Origin of the sequence: Citrobacter sp. Cb041 (genome assembly GCF_030336655.1) — a bacterium.
GTDB classification, from domain to species: domain Bacteria; phylum Pseudomonadota; class Gammaproteobacteria; order Enterobacterales; family Enterobacteriaceae; genus Citrobacter; species Citrobacter braakii.
The window spans coordinates 1-17602 of sequence record NZ_JAOWDD010000043.1 but is presented as its reverse complement, the minus strand read 5'-3'; the positions used below and the strand labels follow the sequence as shown (position 1 = coordinate 17602).

Below are 17602 nucleotides of genomic sequence, written 5' to 3'. Positions count from 1 at the left end.
TCGAACCCTTGCCGGATGGCGATATGTAGGCCAGATAAGGTCTTTTGGTCGCCATCCGGCAGGATTGTTATGCAAGGAGAAGTCATGTCAGACGCGATTAAAATCTACCATAACCCACGCTGCTCCAAGAGCCGTGAAACGCTGGAGTTACTGAAGTCTAACGGTGTGGACCCGGAAGTGGTGTTGTATCTGGAAACCCCGGCTGACGCCACAACCCTGCGTGAATTGCTGCAGATGCTGGGCATGTCCAGCGCGCGCGAGCTGATGCGCCAGAAAGAAGATCTCTATAAGTCACTTAATCTGGCGGACGTAAATCTGAGTGAAGATGCGCTGATTCAGGCAATGGTGGAAAACCCGAAATTGATGGAGCGCCCGATTGTGGTTGCCAAAGGCCAGGCGAGAATTGGACGCCCGCCGGAGCAGGTACTGGAAATCATCGGTTAACCTGAAACCTGCCGCAGTCTCTTCGGCTGCGGCGCTTACAGCTTCAGTATCTCTTTTACGAATGGAATGGTCAGCTTACGCTGGGCGGTGATCGATGCATGATCAAGCTGATCCAACGTCATAAACAGCGTACGCATTTCTCGATCCAGACGCTTGAGCAGGAAGCGTCCCACATCTTCCGGCAGTTCAAACCCACGAAGTCTGGCGCGTAATTGCAACGCCTGCAGCTTATCTTCATCGGAAAGCGGCTGCAGCTTGTAGATTTGTCCCCAGTCCAGGCGCGAGGCGAGATCCGGCAACCCCAGATTCAGCTGCCTTGGCGGGCGATCGCCTGTGATCAGCAGACGCGTTTTCCCCGACTCCAGGATGCGGTTGTAGAGATCAAAGATCGCCATTTCCCACAGCGAATCCCCGGCCACACATTCGATGTTATCGATGCATACCAGCGATAAATGCTCCATACCGTCGAGCACCTCGGGGACGAACCAGGTACGCTTGTCGAGCGGCACATAGCCTACCGCATCGCCGCGCGCGGACAGTTCCGCACAAGCTGCATGCAGCAAATGACTACGGCCAGCGCCTTCACGCGACCAGAGATAAATATACCCGCTATGGTCCTGACGCAGCACGTTTTGCAGTGCAGCCAGTAAAGAGGAGTTATCCCCCGGCCAGAAACTTGCGAAAGTTTCGTCGTCAGGAAGATAAAGTGGCAAAGAGAGCTGTGCCGGTGTGTTCAGAGATACCTCAACCCAGGATTTCATAAAATCGCGTTGAGTTTAACACAGAAATACGTCGTGATAGAACCGGGCAGCATCGCCACCCGGTAAGAGATTTACTGTTGCGGACTGTCGGCATCTTCCGCGTCAAGCACGACTTCTTCCGGACGCAGCAGGCTGATAACTTTGAAAATCAGGCTCAGACAAACGCCAACAATGGTCGCCAGCGCCATGCCTTTCAGCTCAGCAGCGCCAATGTGAACTTTCGCACCACTCACGCCGATGATCAAAATAACCGAGGTCAGGATCAGGTTTTGCGCTTTGTTGTAGTCAACTTTTGACTCGATCAGTACGCGAATACCAGAAGCACCAATCACGCCGTACAGCAGCAGCGATACGCCACCCATGACCGGCAGTGGAATGATTTGGATCGCCGCAGCCAGTTTGCCCACACAGGAGAGCAGAATGGCAAAAATTGCCGCGCCGCCGATAACCCAGGTACTGTAAACACGGGTAATCGCCATTACGCCAATGTTTTCGCCGTACGTGGTGTTCGGCGTAGAGCCGAAGAAACCAGAGATAACCGTAGACAGGCCGTTGGCAAACATAGAACGATGCAGGCCAGGATCGCGAATCAAATCTTTTTTCACGATATTCGCCGTTACCACCAGGTGTCCAACGTGTTCAGCGATGACCACCAGCGCCGCCGGCAGGATGGTCAGAATGGCAACCCATTCAAAGCGCGGCGTGTAGAACGTTGGCAGAGCAAACCAGTGGGCCTGCGCAATCGGCGTGGTGTCCACGACCCCCATCACGAAGGAGAGCGCGTAGCCGGCCAGCACCCCAATCAGAATCGGGATAATCGCCATAAAACCGCGGAACAGTACAGAGCCAAATACCGTAACCGCCAGCGTCACCATTGAGATGATGATGGTTTTTGAATCCGGTAATTGTCCCTCTGCTGGCAGTAACCCCGCCATGCCCGCAGCGACGCCAGCCAGCTCCAGACCGATGACGGCAACGATTGCGCCCATCGCCGCAGGAGGGAACATGACATCCAGCCAGCCGGTTCCTGCTTTCTTAACGATGAAAGAAACCAGGCAGAACAGAACGCCGCACATAATGAAACCACCCAGCGCCACTTCATACCCTAACGGCAGCAACAGCAGTACTGGGGAAATAAATGCGAAGCTGGAACCCAGATACGCAGGAATTTTACCTTTACAGATAAAGAGATACAGCAACGTACCAATGCCGTTAAACAGCAGAACGGTAGCCGGGTTGATGTGGAACAGGACTGGCACCAGTACCGTTGCGCCAAACATGGCGAACAGGTGCTGCAAACTAAGCGGGATTGTCTGTAAAAGCGGCGGTCTTTCACTCACCCCGATAGCACGGCGCGTCATAGTGTTTTCCTCTGAGTGTTGTTTGTTATTAGCCTTGGGTTGTTATATTCAAAAAAAAGCCGACTCTTAAAGTCGGCTTCTTTTCACTTATTCGTTTACTTGGTACCAAAAATCTTATCGCCGGCATCGCCGAGCCCCGGAATAATGTATCCGTGCTCGTTCAACCCCTGATCGATGGAGGCCGTGTACAGCTCAACATCCGGGTGCGCTTTTTCCAGTGCCGCGATACCTTCCGGTGCCGCAACCAGGACCAGCACTTTAATGCTGGTGCAGCCTGCATTTTTCAGCAGATCGATGGTGGCGATAACGGAACCGCCGGTTGCCAGCATCGGGTCAACGATCAGCGCCATACGCTCATCGATGTTAGATACCAGCTTCTGGAAGTACGGAACCGGCTCCAGCGTTTCTTCGTTACGGTACATACCAACCACGCTGATACGCGCGCTCGGAACGTTTTCCAGTACGCCTTCCATCATGCCCAGGCCCGCACGCAGGATTGGCACAACGGTGATTTTTTTACCTTTGATTTGGTCAACTTCAACCGGACCGTTCCAGCCTTCAATGGTCACCTTTTCGGTTTCCAGACCAGCGGTTGCTTCATAAGTCAGCAGGCTGCCAACTTCCGAGGCGAGTTCACGAAAGCGTTTAGTGCTGATGTCGTTTTCACGCATCAGTCCCAGCTTGTGTTTGACGAGTGGGTGTTTGACTTCCACGATCTTCATACTCTTCTCCTTTCCTCAGACGAGTGGCAACCACAAAAAAAATCGCCGGATTATACCGCTTTTCGTCTCTGGCGCAACACTGGATACGCTTGATATGGATCAACCAAAGTCGTTTGCGTCTGGATGATGAGTATAAAACAAGCCCCGCATTATTGGCGGGGCTGGCTGTCAATACTATGAATTTTATAGATATTCAGCATTGGTCTGGATAACGTTTTGATACCATGAAAAAGATTTCTTCGGCGAGCGTGCTAACGTTCCGCTTCCGTCATTATTTTTATCAACATAGATAAAGCCGTAGCGTTTTTTCATCTCCCCCGTCCCGGCCGAGACTAAATCAATACAGCCCCACGGGGTATAGCCCATCAGGTCCACGCCATCTTCCACTACCGCTTTTTTCATTTCGCTGATATGTGCGGCCATATAGTCAATACGATAGGAATCATCTACCGAGCCGTCGGCCTGCTGCACGTCAATCGCACCAAAGCCGTTTTCGACGATAAACAGCGGCAGTTGGTAATGATCCCAGAACCAGTTCAGCGAATAGCGCAGACCGACGGGATCAATCTGCCAGCCCCAGTCCGATTTATGCACGTACGGGTTGGAAACCAGATTTTTCGACTCGTCGTAGTCCAGCTGTGGGTTGTCTGCCGTGGACTGCGTTGCGAAAGACATATAGTAGCTAAAGCCGATGTAATCGACACAACCCTCAGTCAGCGCCTGACGGTCTTCCTCAGTGATATCAAGATCAAAGCCACGCCGGGTAAAGTAGTTGAGAAGATGCCGTGGGTATTTGCCGCGCACATGGACATCGGTAAACCAGTAACGCCGGTGCATGGCGTTCATCGCCATCATCATATCGTCCGGCGCGCAGGTCAGTGGATAGATAGGACACATGGCAATCATGCACCCTATCTGCAATGCCGGGTTAATCTCACGCGCAGCCTTTACCGCCAGCGCGCTTGCCACCAGTTCATAGTGCGCCGCCTGGTACATAACCGGCTCGCGGTCTTCACCGGGCTGATATTTCAGGCCAGAGTTAGTAAAAGGCGCGAAGTCTTCGTGATAATTTGCCTGGTTGTTAATTTCATTAAACGTCATCCAGTACTTCACTTTGTGCTGGTAACGGGTAAAAACCACTGCGGCAAAACGGACAAAGAAATCGATAAGCTTACGGTTACGCCAGCCGCCATATTGCGTCACCAGATGGTATGGCATCTCGAAATGCGACAACGTAATCACCGGTTCAATGCCATATTTCAGGCATTCGTCAAACAGGTCATCATAGAACTGCAGGCCAGCCTCATTGGGTTGCGCTTCGTCGCCTAAGGGGAAAATACGCGTCCAGGCAATCGAAGTACGAAAACATTTAAACCCCATTTCGGCAAACAGCTTAATGTCGTCTTTATAGCGGTGATAAAAATCGATGGCGTCGTGGTTAGGGTAGTTTTTACCGGCAATCACACCGTCAGTGATTTCACGCGCCACGCCATGCGCCCCCGCCGTCATGACATCGGCAACGCTAATTCCTTTTCCACCTTCCTGCCAGCCACCTTCCAGTTGATGAGCGGCTACGGCACCACCCCACATGAAATCTGCTTTAAATCCTGACATACCCTTCCCCTCTCGTGATTACTCTGTGCAAAACGCTGTTGATGAGGTCCGCAACAGAAAACAGAAACCGGTTTCAGTACGATACTGTGTATTCAGCAGACAGGTTTCAAGCACAAGACTGTACCCGGTTTCATTTTCGTGGCGCAGTTCAAACAAATAGATAAATGATTGTAAAATGCTGAAAAAATCAGCACATAAAACTTGATGCAGAGCAGGCTCGCAAACGTTTGCTTTCCCTGTTAGAATTGCGCCGAATTTAACTTTTACTGCAAGTAAACATGTGGGGAAGCAGGCAGTGACCGATAAAACCTCTCTTAGCTACAAAGATGCCGGTGTTGATATTGATGCAGGTAATGCTCTGGTTGATCGAATCAAAGGCGTAGTAAAGAAAACTCGTCGTCCGGAAGTTATGGGTGGTCTGGGTGGCTTCGGTGCGCTGTGCGCATTGCCGCAAAAATATCGTGAACCGGTACTGGTTTCCGGCACTGATGGCGTCGGCACAAAACTGCGTCTGGCGATGGATCTGAAACGCCACGACACTATCGGCATTGACCTCGTCGCAATGTGCGTCAACGACCTCGTGGTTCAGGGCGCTGAGCCGCTGTTTTTCCTCGACTACTATGCTACCGGCAAACTGGATGTGGATACCGCAGCCAGCGTCATTAACGGTATTGCCGAAGGCTGTCTGCAGTCTGGCTGTGCGCTTGTCGGCGGTGAAACGGCTGAAATGCCGGGGATGTACCACGGCGAAGATTACGACGTGGCAGGCTTCTGCGTTGGCGTCGTCGAAAAATCAGAGATCATCGACGGTTCAAAAGTGGCTGACGGCGACGTACTGATTGCACTCGGTTCCAGCGGTCCGCACTCCAACGGCTACTCTCTGGTGCGCAAAATTGTTGAAGTCAGCGGTTGTGACCCGGAAACCACCGAGCTTGAAGGCAAGCCGCTGGCCGATCACTTACTGGCCCCGACCCGCATTTATGTCAAATCCATTCTGGAACTGATTGAGAAGGTTGATGTGCATGCCATTGCCCACCTGACCGGCGGTGGTTTCTGGGAAAATATTCCACGCGTTCTGCCAGACAACACGCAGGCTGTGATCGACGAATCTTCATGGCAGTGGCCAGCCGTCTTCAACTGGCTGCAAACGGCGGGTAACGTCAGCCAGCATGAGATGTATCGCACCTTTAACTGCGGCGTAGGCATGGTTATCGCCCTGCCAGCTTCTGAAGTGGACAAAGCCCTTGCTTTGCTCAATGAGAAAGGTGAAAACGCATGGAAAATCGGTATCATCAAAGCTTCTGATTCCGAACAGCGTGTGGTCATTGAATGAAAAACATTGTGGTGCTCATTTCCGGCAACGGAAGCAATTTGCAGGCGATAATGGATGCCTGCGAACAGAATAAAATCAATGGCACCATACGTGCAGTATTCAGTAACAAGGCCGATGCGTTCGGCCTTGAGCGCGCACGCGAAGCGAATATTCCTGCACACTCGCTGGAAGCCGCCCAGTTTGCCAGTCGCGAAGCATTCGACCAGCAACTGATACAAGAGATCGACGCTTATGCCCCCGATGTCGTGGTGCTGGCCGGTTATATGCGCATTCTAAGTCCGACGTTTGTTGCTCACTATTCGGAACGATTGCTGAATATCCACCCGTCTTTATTGCCGAAGTATCCTGGCCTGCACACGCACCGTCAGGTTCTGGAAAACGGCGATGAAGAGCATGGCACCTCCGTCCATTTCGTCACCGATGAACTGGACGGCGGACCGGTTATTCTCCAGGCCAAGGTTCCGGTATTTGAAGGCGACAGCGAAGATGATGTCACGGCACGAGTCCAGGCCCAGGAACATACCATTTACCCGCTGGTGGTAAGCTGGTTTACTGATGGCCGACTGAAGATGCGTGATAACGCAGCATGGCTGGACGGCGTTCGTCTGCCGCCACAAGGCTACGCCGCCGACGAAGAATAAAATCAACCTGTAAACCGGATCTCACCATCCGGTTTACAGGCATAAATACCTTTTCCGGTTAACATCTCCGGTATTCATCTACGCTCCCCCTTTCTCTTTGCTATCAGACGGTTTATTGTCATATTTTTCTGGCACTGTTGGACATCTGAGAGCAATGCTCGCCATAATAAATCGGTAGTGTCCCGTGAATGAAACGGAGTAAAAGTGGTAATGGGTCAGGAAAAGCTATACATCGAGAAAGAACTCAGCTGGTTAGCGTTCAACGAACGTGTACTCCAGGAAGCTGCTGATAAGTCAAACCCGTTGATCGAACGGATGCGTTTCTTAGGCATCTATTCCAATAATCTCGACGAGTTTTATAAGGTTCGTTTTGCCGAACTGAAGCGCCGAATCATTATTAGCGAAGAACAGGGTTCAAACTCTCACTCCCGCCATCTGTTAGGTAAAATCCAGGCCCGTGTATTAAAAGCCGATCAGGAATTTGACGGCCTGTACAACGAGTTGCTGCTGGAGATGGCGCGCAACCAGATTTTCCTTATCAATGAACGTCAGTTGTCGGTCAATCAACAGAGCTGGTTACGCCATTACTTCAAACAATATCTTCGCCAGCACATTACACCGATCCTGATCAACCGCGAGACGGATTTAGTTCAGTTTCTGAAAGATGACTACACCTATCTGGCGGTGGAAATTATCCGCGGCGATACGATCCGCTACGCGCTGCTGGAAATCCCTTCCGACAAGGTTCCCCGTTTTGTGAATCTACCGCCGGAAACCCCGCGCCGTCGCAAACCGATGATCCTGCTGGACAACATCTTACGCTACTGCCTTGACGACATTTTCAAAGGGTTCTTTGATTACGATGCGCTGAACGCCTATTCGATGAAAATGACTCGCGATGCCGAATACGATTTGGTGCACGAGATGGAATCGAGCCTGATGGAGCTGATGTCGTCCAGCCTGAAACAGCGTCTGACCGCAGAGCCTGTACGTTTTGTCTATCAGCGCGACATGCCCAATGCGCTGGTCGAGGTACTGCGTGAAAAGCTGACGATTTCTCGCTACGACTCGATTGTTCCCGGCGGGCGTTACCATAACTTCAAAGACTTTATTAATTTCCCCAACGTTGGCAAAGCTAACCTGGTGAACAAACCGCTGCCGCGTTTGCGCCATATCTGGTTCGATAACGAGAAGTTTCGTAACGGCTTTGACGCCGTTCGCGAACGCGACGTGCTGCTATATTATCCGTATCACACTTTTGAGCACGTTCTTGAACTGTTGCGCCAGGCCTCTTTCGACCCGAGCGTGCTGGCGATAAAAATCAACATCTACCGTGTGGCCAAAGACTCGCGCATCATTGATTCGATGATCCATGCTGCGCACAACGGTAAGAAAGTCACCGTGGTGGTGGAGTTGCAGGCTCGCTTTGATGAAGAAGCCAACATTCATTGGGCCAAGCGTCTTACCGAGGCAGGCGTTCACGTCATCTTCTCCGCGCCGGGCCTGAAAATTCACGCCAAATTGTTCCTTATCTCGCGTAAAGAAGGTGATGAAGTTGTGCGCTATGCGCATATCGGGACGGGGAACTTCAACGAAAAAACGGCGCGTCTCTATACCGACTATTCGTTACTTACTGCCGACTCACGCATTACCAACGAGGTTCGTCGGGTGTTTAACTTCATCGAGAACCCGTATCGTCCGGTGACGTTCGATTATCTGCTGGTTTCTCCGCAGAACTCGCGCCGTTTGCTGTACGCGATGATTGACAAAGAAATCGCCAACGCGCAGCAAGGACAGCCTTCCGGTATCACCCTAAAACTGAATAACCTGGTCGATAAAGGCCTGGTTGATCGTCTCTATGCGGCCTCAAGCTCAGGCGTGCCAGTCAATTTATTGATTCGCGGTATGTGCTCTTTGATTCCGAACCTGGAAGGCATTAGCGACAATATTCGCGTGATAAGCATAGTTGACCGCTACCTTGAACACGACCGGGTTTATATCTTCGAAAACGGTGGCGACAAGCAGGTATACCTCTCCTCCGCAGACTGGATGACCAGGAATATCGACTATCGCATCGAAGTCGCCACACCGCTGCTGGACCCGCGTCTTAAGCAGCGTGTGCTGGATATTATCGATATCCTGTTCAGCGACACGGTGAAGGCTCGCTTCATCGATAAAGAACTCAGTAATCGCTACGTACCACGCGGAAACCGCCGTAAGGTTCAGTCACAATTGGCGATATACGACTACATCAAATCACTCGAGCAACCTGACTAACGCTATGCCAATACACGACAAGACTCCACGACCGCAGGAATTTGCTGCGGTCGACCTTGGTTCAAACAGTTTCCATATGGTCATTGCCCGCGTGGTTGATGGCGCAATGCAGATTATCGGGCGACTGAAACAGCGCGTTCATCTGGCGGATGGCCTCGGCGAAGATAACAAGCTGAGCGAAGAGGCAATGGAGCGCGGATTAAGCTGCCTGTCGCTGTTCGCCGAACGTCTGCAGGGCTTTCCCCCATCAAGTGTATGCATCGTGGGAACCCATACTTTGCGTCAGGCGCTAAATGCGACCGATTTTCTCAAGCGAGCAGAAAAAGTTATCCCCTACCCGATTGAGATTATTTCCGGTAATGAAGAAGCCCGACTGATTTTTATGGGCGTGGAGCACACCCAGCCGGAAAAGGGTCGTAAGCTGGTTATTGATATCGGCGGTGGTTCAACAGAACTGGTGATCGGCGAAGATTTCGAGCCCAAACTGGTGGAAAGCCGTCGTATGGGCTGCGTCAGTTTTGCTCAGATGTATTTCCCGGGCGGCGCTATTAGTCGGGAAAACTTCCAGCGTGCGCGCATGGCGGCAGCGCAAAAGCTTGAAACCTTAACCTGGCAGTTTCGCATTCAGGGCTGGAACGTTGCGCTGGGCGCATCGGGCACGATTAAAGCGGCACACGAAGTGCTGCTGGAGATGGGCGAGAAAGATGGTTTTATCACCCCCGAACGCCTGGACAAACTGCGATCCGAAGTGCTGAAGCATGCGTCATTCGATGCGCTCAGCCTGCCGGGGCTGTCTGAAGAGCGAAAAGCGGTGTTTGTGCCAGGACTCGCGATTCTGTGCGGCGTTTTTGACGCACTGGCTATCCGCGAACTCCGCCTTTCTGATGGCGCACTACGCGAAGGCGTGCTGTATGAGATGGAAGGTCGTTTTCGCCACCAGGACGTTCGCAGCCGTACCGCGAGCAGCCTGGCGAACCAGTACAACATCGACAGCGAACAGGCCCGGCGCGTACTGGAAACGACGATGCAAATGTACGACCAGTGGCATACGCAGCAGCCAAAGCTGGCCAATCCACAACTGGAAGCGTTGCTGCGCTGGGCGGCGATGCTGCATGAGGTTGGGCTGAACATCAACCACAGCGGTTTACATCGCCACTCGGCGTATATCCTCCAAAACAGCGATTTACCGGGTTTCAATCAGGAACAACAGCTGATGATGGCAACCCTGGTTCGATATCATCGCAAAGCGGTGAAACTGGATGATTTGCCCCGCTTTACGCTGTTCAAGAAAAAACAGTTTCTGCCGTTAATTCAGCTGTTGCGCCTGGGCGTGCTGCTGAATAATCAGCGACAGGCGACCACCACGCCACCGACGCTGACCCTAATTACCGACGACAACCACTGGACCTTACGCTTTCCGCATGACTGGTTTAGCCAGAATGCGCTGGTGCTGCTCGATCTGGAAAAAGAGCAGCAATACTGGGAAGCCGTTACCGGCTGGCGACTCAAAATTGAAGAAGAGAGTTCACCCGATATCGCCGCATAAGCTCTCAGCAGGTGCCAGTTCTTCTGGCACCTGTTCTTCCAGCATTTCATGCAACGGCTGCGGTTTACCAATCAGATACCCCTGCATGTAATCAATCCCCAGCGAAATTACCGCACTGCGTATTTCTTCGCTTTCGACGTACTCCGCGACCACCAGCATTCTTTTCATCCGCGCCAGATGGCAAATAGAGGCCACGATTTGATAGTCGAGGCTATTCGAAACGATGTTGCGAATAAAGCTGCCATCAATTTTCAGGATATCGGCATTCACATTCTTCAGCCGCGCATAGCTGGCATATCCGGTACCAAAATCATCAATCGCAATCTGACAGCCCAATGATTGCAGCTGCAGTAACGTTGCCTGCGCCTGTTCCGCATTGGTTAAGGCATTGCTTTCCGTTACTTCAAAAATCAGCTGCCACGGTTCAACTTTGTACTTAATCAGCAACTGGTTGATGTCATGCGGAAGCCGGGCACGGCATACCGACGTGGGAGATAAGTTAATAGCAAACCGACGGGCGGGCATTTTTTCCCGATTCTGCGCCATAAACTTCAGCGTATTTTCAATCACCCACAGATCGATGCTGGATGACAATCCAAACTCATGCGCTACCGGTAAGAAGCTGTCAGGACCGATGGTTTTACCATCATCCCCCTCTAGCCGCAGCAGAATTTCGTGATAAACATCGCCGCGCACGCCTGAAATCGGCTGCGCCATCAGGAAAAAGCGATTGTGCTCCAGCGCCAGTTGCAGACGATTCATCATCGCAACCTTATCTTTCAGGTCACGTTGCAGGTGCATCACGCCTCGGCGCTGCAAATTCTCTGGCGCATTAGTCGCCAGAGAAAGCTCGGCGATGGTGCTTAACTCCCCCAGTAACAAGTAGATGTGGTTAACAGGAGAACGGACATAGCAAAAACTAATCCCCACCTGCGGCTGTAAAGGCATGCCATCCCAGATAAAACGAAACTGCTTGATATGCCTGTCCAGCGCTTCAATACGCTCCTGATGCGACTCGGTGTTAAAACGCAGAACTAAATCATTACCCGATAACTGATAGACATGCTCATCTTGTTTCAGCAATGGCTTTACCCACTGGGCAAGTTTTTGCTTGTACTGGATACGCAGCATAATGCCGTAATTTTTCACCAGCAGTTCCATACCCGGAACACTCAAAAAGCAAAGCACTGACCATGGCGCCTTTCTCAAATCCCGATTCAAAGCGCGCAAATTCGGAATATGCACCATGGGGTCAAAGAAGGCCAGACGATGAGAATGTCTGGCGACAATTCTCTGGCGCGTTGCCAGTACGGCAATAAAATTCACGATGAAGGAGAAAACCAGGTAACTCGATGAGGTAATGGCAAGCTGCACATCGTAACCCGAATACCAGGGCATATAGCGTTGATAATAATGAATTGCTGTAATGAGTACGAGCATCCATATTAACGAAATAAATTTATAACCGTAACGCATTGCTCCCCATAGCATGACGGGCAGCAGCAGTGACAAGGTATAATTCGTGCTAAATATCGAGCTTTGCTCATCTAACGGCATACACAACAATGTCATTAGTATGGTCAATATAATCAGCCAGACCGCAAACTCTGTTTTGGTAACTTTGGTGTCAAACTGCTGCTTTAATTGAGATAAATAGCCTCTGATATACAAAGGATTACGAATCGTGCGAATGATAAAGTAGCACAGTGGAACCCCAACCAGATTCCCGGCCAGCATGGCCTGATAGTTAATCAACGTGCCGGTATTAAGGGGCATAACGCCCACCATGCCGGATTTGCTCTCATAGACGCCCACAAACGCGGCGAAATGGAAGAATAGCAGAAACAGCGTTGCCGGGCAGAAAACCTGCCAAAACATGTGCTGAAACATCAGGTGGGAGTCACCGTAAGAAACGTTATTACGCCGGGGAGCAAAAACTTTATACCCTCCCCAACTAAGCACTATCGTAACTATAAAGTGCGAAATTATTGAGAGCATTTCAAATAACCCAACCTGCGGATATTTGTACCAGATGATGGAAATGATAATTCCTGGTAATGCCGCCCAGCCGAAAAACAACATCAGGCTAACCATTAGCGCTAAAGGCAGGTAGAAAAGAATTACGTTCCCGGTACTAATATGGGCATAGGTGTTAGCAGTGCTCAATATAGGCAACAGCAAGGAAGGCAAGATGAGAGGTAACGCCCACCATCTATCTCTAATACCAATATAATTTTTATTGAGTTTCATAGATGCTCAGTAGAATCCCGCACATCCTGCAGGGGGTATTCGGACAGGCATCCCACCTGACGTTAAAACGATAAAGTTAAATACATTAAAATGACTCATCAATTCTAGTTGTCAGCAAAGGGTGATGCTTGATACATATCAATAAATAAGTCCCTCATTAATCAATTATTACTCTTTTCATGGTTTTTTATCGTTATCTCATTATTAATGCAAATAATAATATTAATTTCCATAACATAAATAGATAAAACAACTGAATCAATTTTACATAACGAAAAATTGACCATTCCCTCACAGTATGCCTTAATGTGACTATCGCCCTCAGTTGGGTACACTACAAGGAACCTTTTGTGAGCCAGGTTACCAGCCTACGCAAACGACACCGATTTAACAGTCGCATGATCCGGATCGTACTGCTTATCAGCTTTCTTTTCTTCTTCGGACGCTTCGTCTACTCCGCCATAGGTGCGTGGCACCACCACCAGAACAAAAAAGAATCTCAGCAGATCACCCTGCCGCAACAGGCATCTCCTGCACAAACTGACGTACGCTGACCGCTCGCGCCGATGATACCCACAGCATTAAGATTCCTTACCGGATGGCTAATCGCCTGACATTTAACCATCCGGTAAGGGATTTGAGTGATGAAACTTCACGCAGTCTTACCCACCCACACGTGCTGATATATCGGATAATCAACCGTGTTTTTCGCACAAATACACAATCTTTTAATCCCACTACACTGCGCTCAAATTGACGCTAATTAATATCTCCAGAAAATATCACTGACTAAAACATTCATATTTCACATGAAATTAAATGCTTATTTGAATTGTTACCATTATTAAATTCTACAGGGTAATACCATGAGTATTTTTCATTATTTCCGTAAATAAGAAGCGGTGTTGAATGGATCGCAGACATTAAGTGTGTGATTAACCCTACTATCGAGCAGGACTGTCGCATCGATAAAATTCGCGCAATAAAAAGCCCTCTGTAAACAGAGGGCTTTTACATACTACCGGTTCAGAAACCGCTAAACGGGAGGAATATTATTCCCACTCAATTATATTCAACACAAAAAAGTTATTTTAAATCAGATAAATATAGGGATTTAATATCATCATACCATAACTTATACCATATTTTGATAGTTGTTTCTGATTATTGGTGTCAGCAGAGACGTTACAAGTAGTTAGTCGTTGCAGTCTGTCTCATTCGACGCAAAATTTTGCGGCCATTAAGCTCAATGCAGACAAACACACCTCTACTACACATGATATATGATCTGTCGTGAGTCATAAAAAGCGGCTGTAGATCCTTGATGTAGAAACTGCAATCTAACGATAGCCGGATAGTGCCGAAACTGAATATAGCTGCAGAAATTCGGTCATTATAGACTCAATGCTTCCTTCACCTGCGGGCTTTCAAAGGCTGGTGCAAGCGCCTTGATGTCTTTCGACGTCATTCCCAACTCGTAGGCAAGAGGGCGCCATTTATCTATAATAATTTCCGCCATTACCCTGAGAGCCTCGCGAGCTTCATCTGTGTTGATGTTGAAGAGCTGCGCCGCGTCCAACACCTCCAAAATTTTGAGTTCGTTTCCATGGATCTCGCTTATCGCGGTCTTTAGGGTGCCACCAATTGACGGGTCGGGATTAATATCATAGGCGGGAGAAAGAGCCCAGCGATTGGCCGTTCGTATGAAACCGTGATTACGCAGATGGTCGTCTGTATTCTGAATCAGCACAGAATAAGCCATTCGTGTCCAAAGTTCGACCAAATCATCACCTGCACCATGTATAAGCATCTGCTCTGCTAGAGAGACATAGTTTGATGGCTCAGTCCCCGCTAAGCCCATAAAAGTCTGAGCCGTGATAAAATGAATACGACGAGGGTTTTTAGGATCTTCATAAGACCGATCAAAACGCTTAATTAAGGCCACAGGAAATTGGCCAGCTACGACAAGTAGCTTGGCTTCAGAAACCGTCATTCCTATTTCCCCTGCGAGACGAAGCGTAAGTACTTCTGCACGAGCCATATCGTATTCATCGCCCATCTTAGGCAACTTCGCTATCCAGATAGTCTGGTCATCTTCACGAACATTTACTTTTGGTCGCGCTCCACCTAACGAACCTGCAGCATCAAGCAGTATTTGTCCGGCAAGCAACTTTGCACGGTTTTCACGATAATGAGCCGGATCTGCTTCTAAAGCGCGAGCCTCATGAATCATAGTCTCAAGTTCAATGAGCCGTGGTATGGAATAGGCTCTTTCTCCAATCCGAGGTTGAGCTAGAGGAAGCGCATCTGGCGTATCGCTCTCATAAAAGCGAAGTGCCCCCGAACGTAAGAAATCATCGACCCCAATTAGGTACTCGAAATCATTCATTACACGACCGCCATTCGCTGCACGCATAATAGCGCGCCCCCAGGAATCAGGGGTGCTATCGGCGATCGGCATCACAAGAGGAGATGAATTTCCTTGTAGGCTGGCCGACGCGACTATCTGGCTGCGCGGCATGAAAGGAGAGAGGTCATAGCCCTCAGGATTATCGATCCAATTCTGCGCATAGGTGAACACGGAGCTCTGTCGCATTCCGTCTACATTGAAATCCAACTGTCCGACCAGATCTTGATCATCCATCCAGACATAAAGTCTTTGCTTCATATAAATTCTCTAATTACGAGCCCGAAGAGTCTCGCGTAGCTTTTAAGCGAGAGAGCAGCGATGATGTATGTCCTGACGGGCTGACTACTAACGTCCCCTGATTGCCCTGTGCCTTTGCTTCAACACCAGATTTTGTCGATTTGTTAACAGTCGCTGTACCTACCGCTCGTTGCATCGTCTTGGCCCTGGACCGGATCACAACATTCGTCTTAGTATCTTTACGGAGCGGCTTTGCACCTTGCATAACATTTTCACGTAGCATAGACAGTCCGATGTCATCATTGCGCATGTCGATCAAATTACTCAAAAGGTCAAGTTTTCCAAGAATGGTGAGCACCATCGCAAGCGTGTTGAGTGAAATACCGGCACCACCACCACTCTCAAGTCTATGCAAAGTAGAGCGCGAAATTCCTGCGGATTTTGCAAACGTATCAGCAGGGATTCCTCTTACTCTACGTGCGAATTCGATGTCTTTGCCCAATTTGACCAAAGCTGCTTCGGTTGAAGGGCGTACAACCGAGCCTTTTGTCCGACGAAGCTTACTCATGTTTTTTTCTTCCGGCATACTAACCTCACTCAGTTGCGTCTCATCTGTGATACAAATAACTATAACATCGAATGAGTAACCCTTGCAAAATAGGGCTAATCTGCTTTTCATCCGTCTCACTTGTGAGTCTGTGGCCATCATACTGCCGTACCAAACTGAAAACATTCATGAATATGTCGAGTCAAATTCTAGTCGAGAGAAACTCATTGTGAGTAATTGTTATATCAACTCCGTAGGGGTATACTATCCTGTTGAATCGATGAGGTTTAAACGTATCTGTGATGCAGCAACAAACTGCTCCAGTTACTATTCCACTTTTAGCGATATGAATCGCCACGGATAATCTAGACACTTCCGAGCCGTTGATAATATTGTTTTTCATATTCCGTCGGTGGCATCTGATCACTCGAACCATGCCGACGCTTACTGTTATAAAACATTTCGATGTAATCAAAAATATCGCTGCGTGCTTCTTCCCGTGTTCCGTAGATCTTTTTCTTTATCCGTTCACGCTTCAGTAGCTGGAAAAAGCTTTCTGCAACTGCGTTGTCGTGACAGTTACCACGACGGCTCATACTGCCCTCCAGACCGTGTGATTTCAGGAACGACTGCCACTCATGGCTTGTGTACTGACTACCTTGGTCAGAATGAACCAGCACCTGTTTTTGGGGATTACGTCGCCACACGGCCATCAAAAGCGCATTCAGAACAATATCTTTTGTCATCCGGGGTTGCATTGACCAGCCGATAACTTTGCGCGAGAACAGGTCAACAACTACGGCCAGATACAGCCAGCCTTCGTGGGTTCGGATGTAAGTTATGTCCGTTACCCAACGTTCATCCGGAGCTTCCGGGTTGAACTGTCGCTGGAGCCTGTTGGGTGTCACGATACTGACTTCACCTTTACGCGTTCGTGGGCTTCGATATCCGACCTGAGCCTTTATCCCGGCACGCTTCATCAGCCGCCAGACCCGGTTAATCCCACATTGTTGCCCGCTATCTCGCAGGTCGAGATGGATTTTGCGATAGCCATAAACGCAACCGGACTCCAGCCAGAACTGTTTGATTTGTCCTGTCAGTCTGAGATCCGCCTGAAGCCGTAGTGAATGCGGCTGCTGAAGCCAGGTGTAAAACCCACTCGGATGAACATTCAGAACCCGGCAGAGTAGACGAACGGGCCAACAACAGGAGTTGTCACGGATAAAGGCGTACCTCAGTCGGACAGCTTTGCGAAGTACGCCGCGGCTTTTTTTAATATGTCCCGTTCGTCAGTAACCCGCTTCAGCTCCTTCTGGAGTCGGCGGATCTCAGCCTGAGCATCTGACTGCTCTCTGTTGGTGGAAGAGTCCGGCCCGTATTTCTTTATCCAGGCATAAAGACTGTGGGTAGTGATATCGAGACGTGTTGCGACACTGGAAACAGAATGTCCACGCTCAAC

General features: G+C 49.7%; 14 protein-coding genes. 6 read left to right on the top strand and 8 right to left on the bottom strand.

Annotation, left to right across the window (positions count from 1 at the left end; translation table 11 throughout):
* The first annotated feature begins 84 nt into the window (after positions 1-84).
* Positions 85-444 carry an arsenate reductase (glutaredoxin) gene (gene arsC, locus OGV52_RS20920; protein WP_046275209.1) on the top strand — a complete coding sequence of 120 codons (360 nt, stop codon included), beginning with the start codon at positions 85-87 and terminating at the stop codon, positions 442-444.
* 35 nt (positions 445-479) lie between these two features.
* Here arsC and OGV52_RS20915 read toward each other — a convergent pair whose 3' ends face one another.
* The 4 genes from OGV52_RS20915 to OGV52_RS20900 all read right to left on the bottom strand — a co-directional run bounded on the left by OGV52_RS20915 (position 480) and on the right by OGV52_RS20900 (position 4902).
* The gene (locus tag OGV52_RS20915) at positions 480-1181 is read right to left on the bottom strand and encodes a DnaA inactivator Hda (RefSeq protein WP_200049399.1); all 702 of its coding nucleotides are present in this window, start codon (positions 1179-1181) and stop codon (positions 480-482) included.
* A 95-nt stretch (positions 1182-1276) separates the two neighbouring features.
* A complete protein-coding gene (gene uraA / locus OGV52_RS20910; RefSeq protein ID WP_016157119.1) occupies positions 1277-2566 on the bottom strand; it encodes a uracil permease in 1290 nt (429 codons plus the stop codon).
* A gap of 95 nt (positions 2567-2661) precedes the next feature.
* A complete protein-coding gene (gene upp, locus OGV52_RS20905) occupies positions 2662-3288 on the bottom strand; it encodes a uracil phosphoribosyltransferase (RefSeq protein WP_003835110.1) in 627 nt (208 codons plus the stop codon).
* A gap of 183 nt (positions 3289-3471) precedes the next feature.
* Complete coding sequence (locus OGV52_RS20900) at positions 3472-4902, bottom strand: 6-phospho-beta-glucosidase (protein WP_287109107.1); 1431 nt, start codon at positions 4900-4902, stop codon at positions 3472-3474.
* Positions 4903-5197: 295 nt separating this feature from the next.
* On the opposite strand from OGV52_RS20900, the gene purM reads away from it, so the two are divergent.
* The 4 genes from purM (at position 5198) to ppx (ending at position 10699) form a co-directional block, all read left to right on the top strand.
* Positions 5198-6235, top strand: coding sequence for a phosphoribosylformylglycinamidine cyclo-ligase (gene purM, locus OGV52_RS20895; RefSeq protein ID WP_019077369.1), 1038 nt, complete (start codon positions 5198-5200; stop codon positions 6233-6235).
* A complete protein-coding gene (purN, locus tag OGV52_RS20890; protein WP_047501589.1) occupies positions 6232-6876 on the top strand; it encodes a phosphoribosylglycinamide formyltransferase in 645 nt (214 codons plus the stop codon). Before purM ends, purN begins: the two co-directional genes overlap by 4 nt.
* 210 nt (positions 6877-7086) lie before the next feature.
* Positions 7087-9153 carry a polyphosphate kinase 1 gene (gene ppk1 / locus OGV52_RS20885; RefSeq protein WP_003835119.1) on the top strand — a complete coding sequence of 689 codons (2067 nt, stop codon included), beginning with the start codon at positions 7087-7089 and terminating at the stop codon, positions 9151-9153.
* Positions 9154-9157: 4 nt separating this feature from the next.
* On the top strand, positions 9158-10699 hold the full coding sequence (ppx, locus tag OGV52_RS20880) for an exopolyphosphatase (RefSeq protein WP_047358231.1): 1542 nt from the start codon (positions 9158-9160) through the stop codon (positions 10697-10699).
* Here the strand turns inward: ppx and OGV52_RS20875 are convergent.
* Complete coding sequence (locus OGV52_RS20875) at positions 10679-12949, bottom strand: sensor domain-containing phosphodiesterase (protein WP_047501586.1); 2271 nt, start codon at positions 12947-12949, stop codon at positions 10679-10681. The genes ppx and OGV52_RS20875 overlap by 21 nt on opposite strands.
* 350 nt (positions 12950-13299) lie before the next feature.
* On the opposite strand from OGV52_RS20875, the gene OGV52_RS20870 reads away from it, so the two are divergent.
* Positions 13300-13503 (top strand): YfgG family protein, encoded by a 204-nt coding sequence (locus OGV52_RS20870; RefSeq protein ID WP_047416419.1) that lies wholly within the window; start codon positions 13300-13302, stop codon positions 13501-13503.
* An 839-nt stretch (positions 13504-14342) separates the two neighbouring features.
* Here OGV52_RS20870 and OGV52_RS20865 read toward each other — a convergent pair.
* From OGV52_RS20865 to OGV52_RS20855, 3 genes are all read right to left on the bottom strand, one after another.
* On the bottom strand, positions 14343-15617 hold the full coding sequence (locus OGV52_RS20865; protein WP_064144472.1) for a type II toxin-antitoxin system HipA family toxin: 1275 nt from the start codon (positions 15615-15617) through the stop codon (positions 14343-14345).
* Positions 15618-15630: 13 nt separating this feature from the next.
* A complete protein-coding gene (locus OGV52_RS20860) occupies positions 15631-16182 on the bottom strand; it encodes a helix-turn-helix domain-containing protein (RefSeq protein WP_127097544.1) in 552 nt (183 codons plus the stop codon).
* 326 nt (positions 16183-16508) lie between these two features.
* Positions 16509-17602 (bottom strand): IS3 family transposase gene (locus OGV52_RS20855; protein WP_287109100.1). Its coding sequence is split into 2 segments (ribosomal slippage), with 1095 coding nucleotides annotated over them: positions 16509-17419 and positions 17419-17602; the frame shifts between segments, so codons are not numbered across the junction. This gene is flagged as partial in the annotation.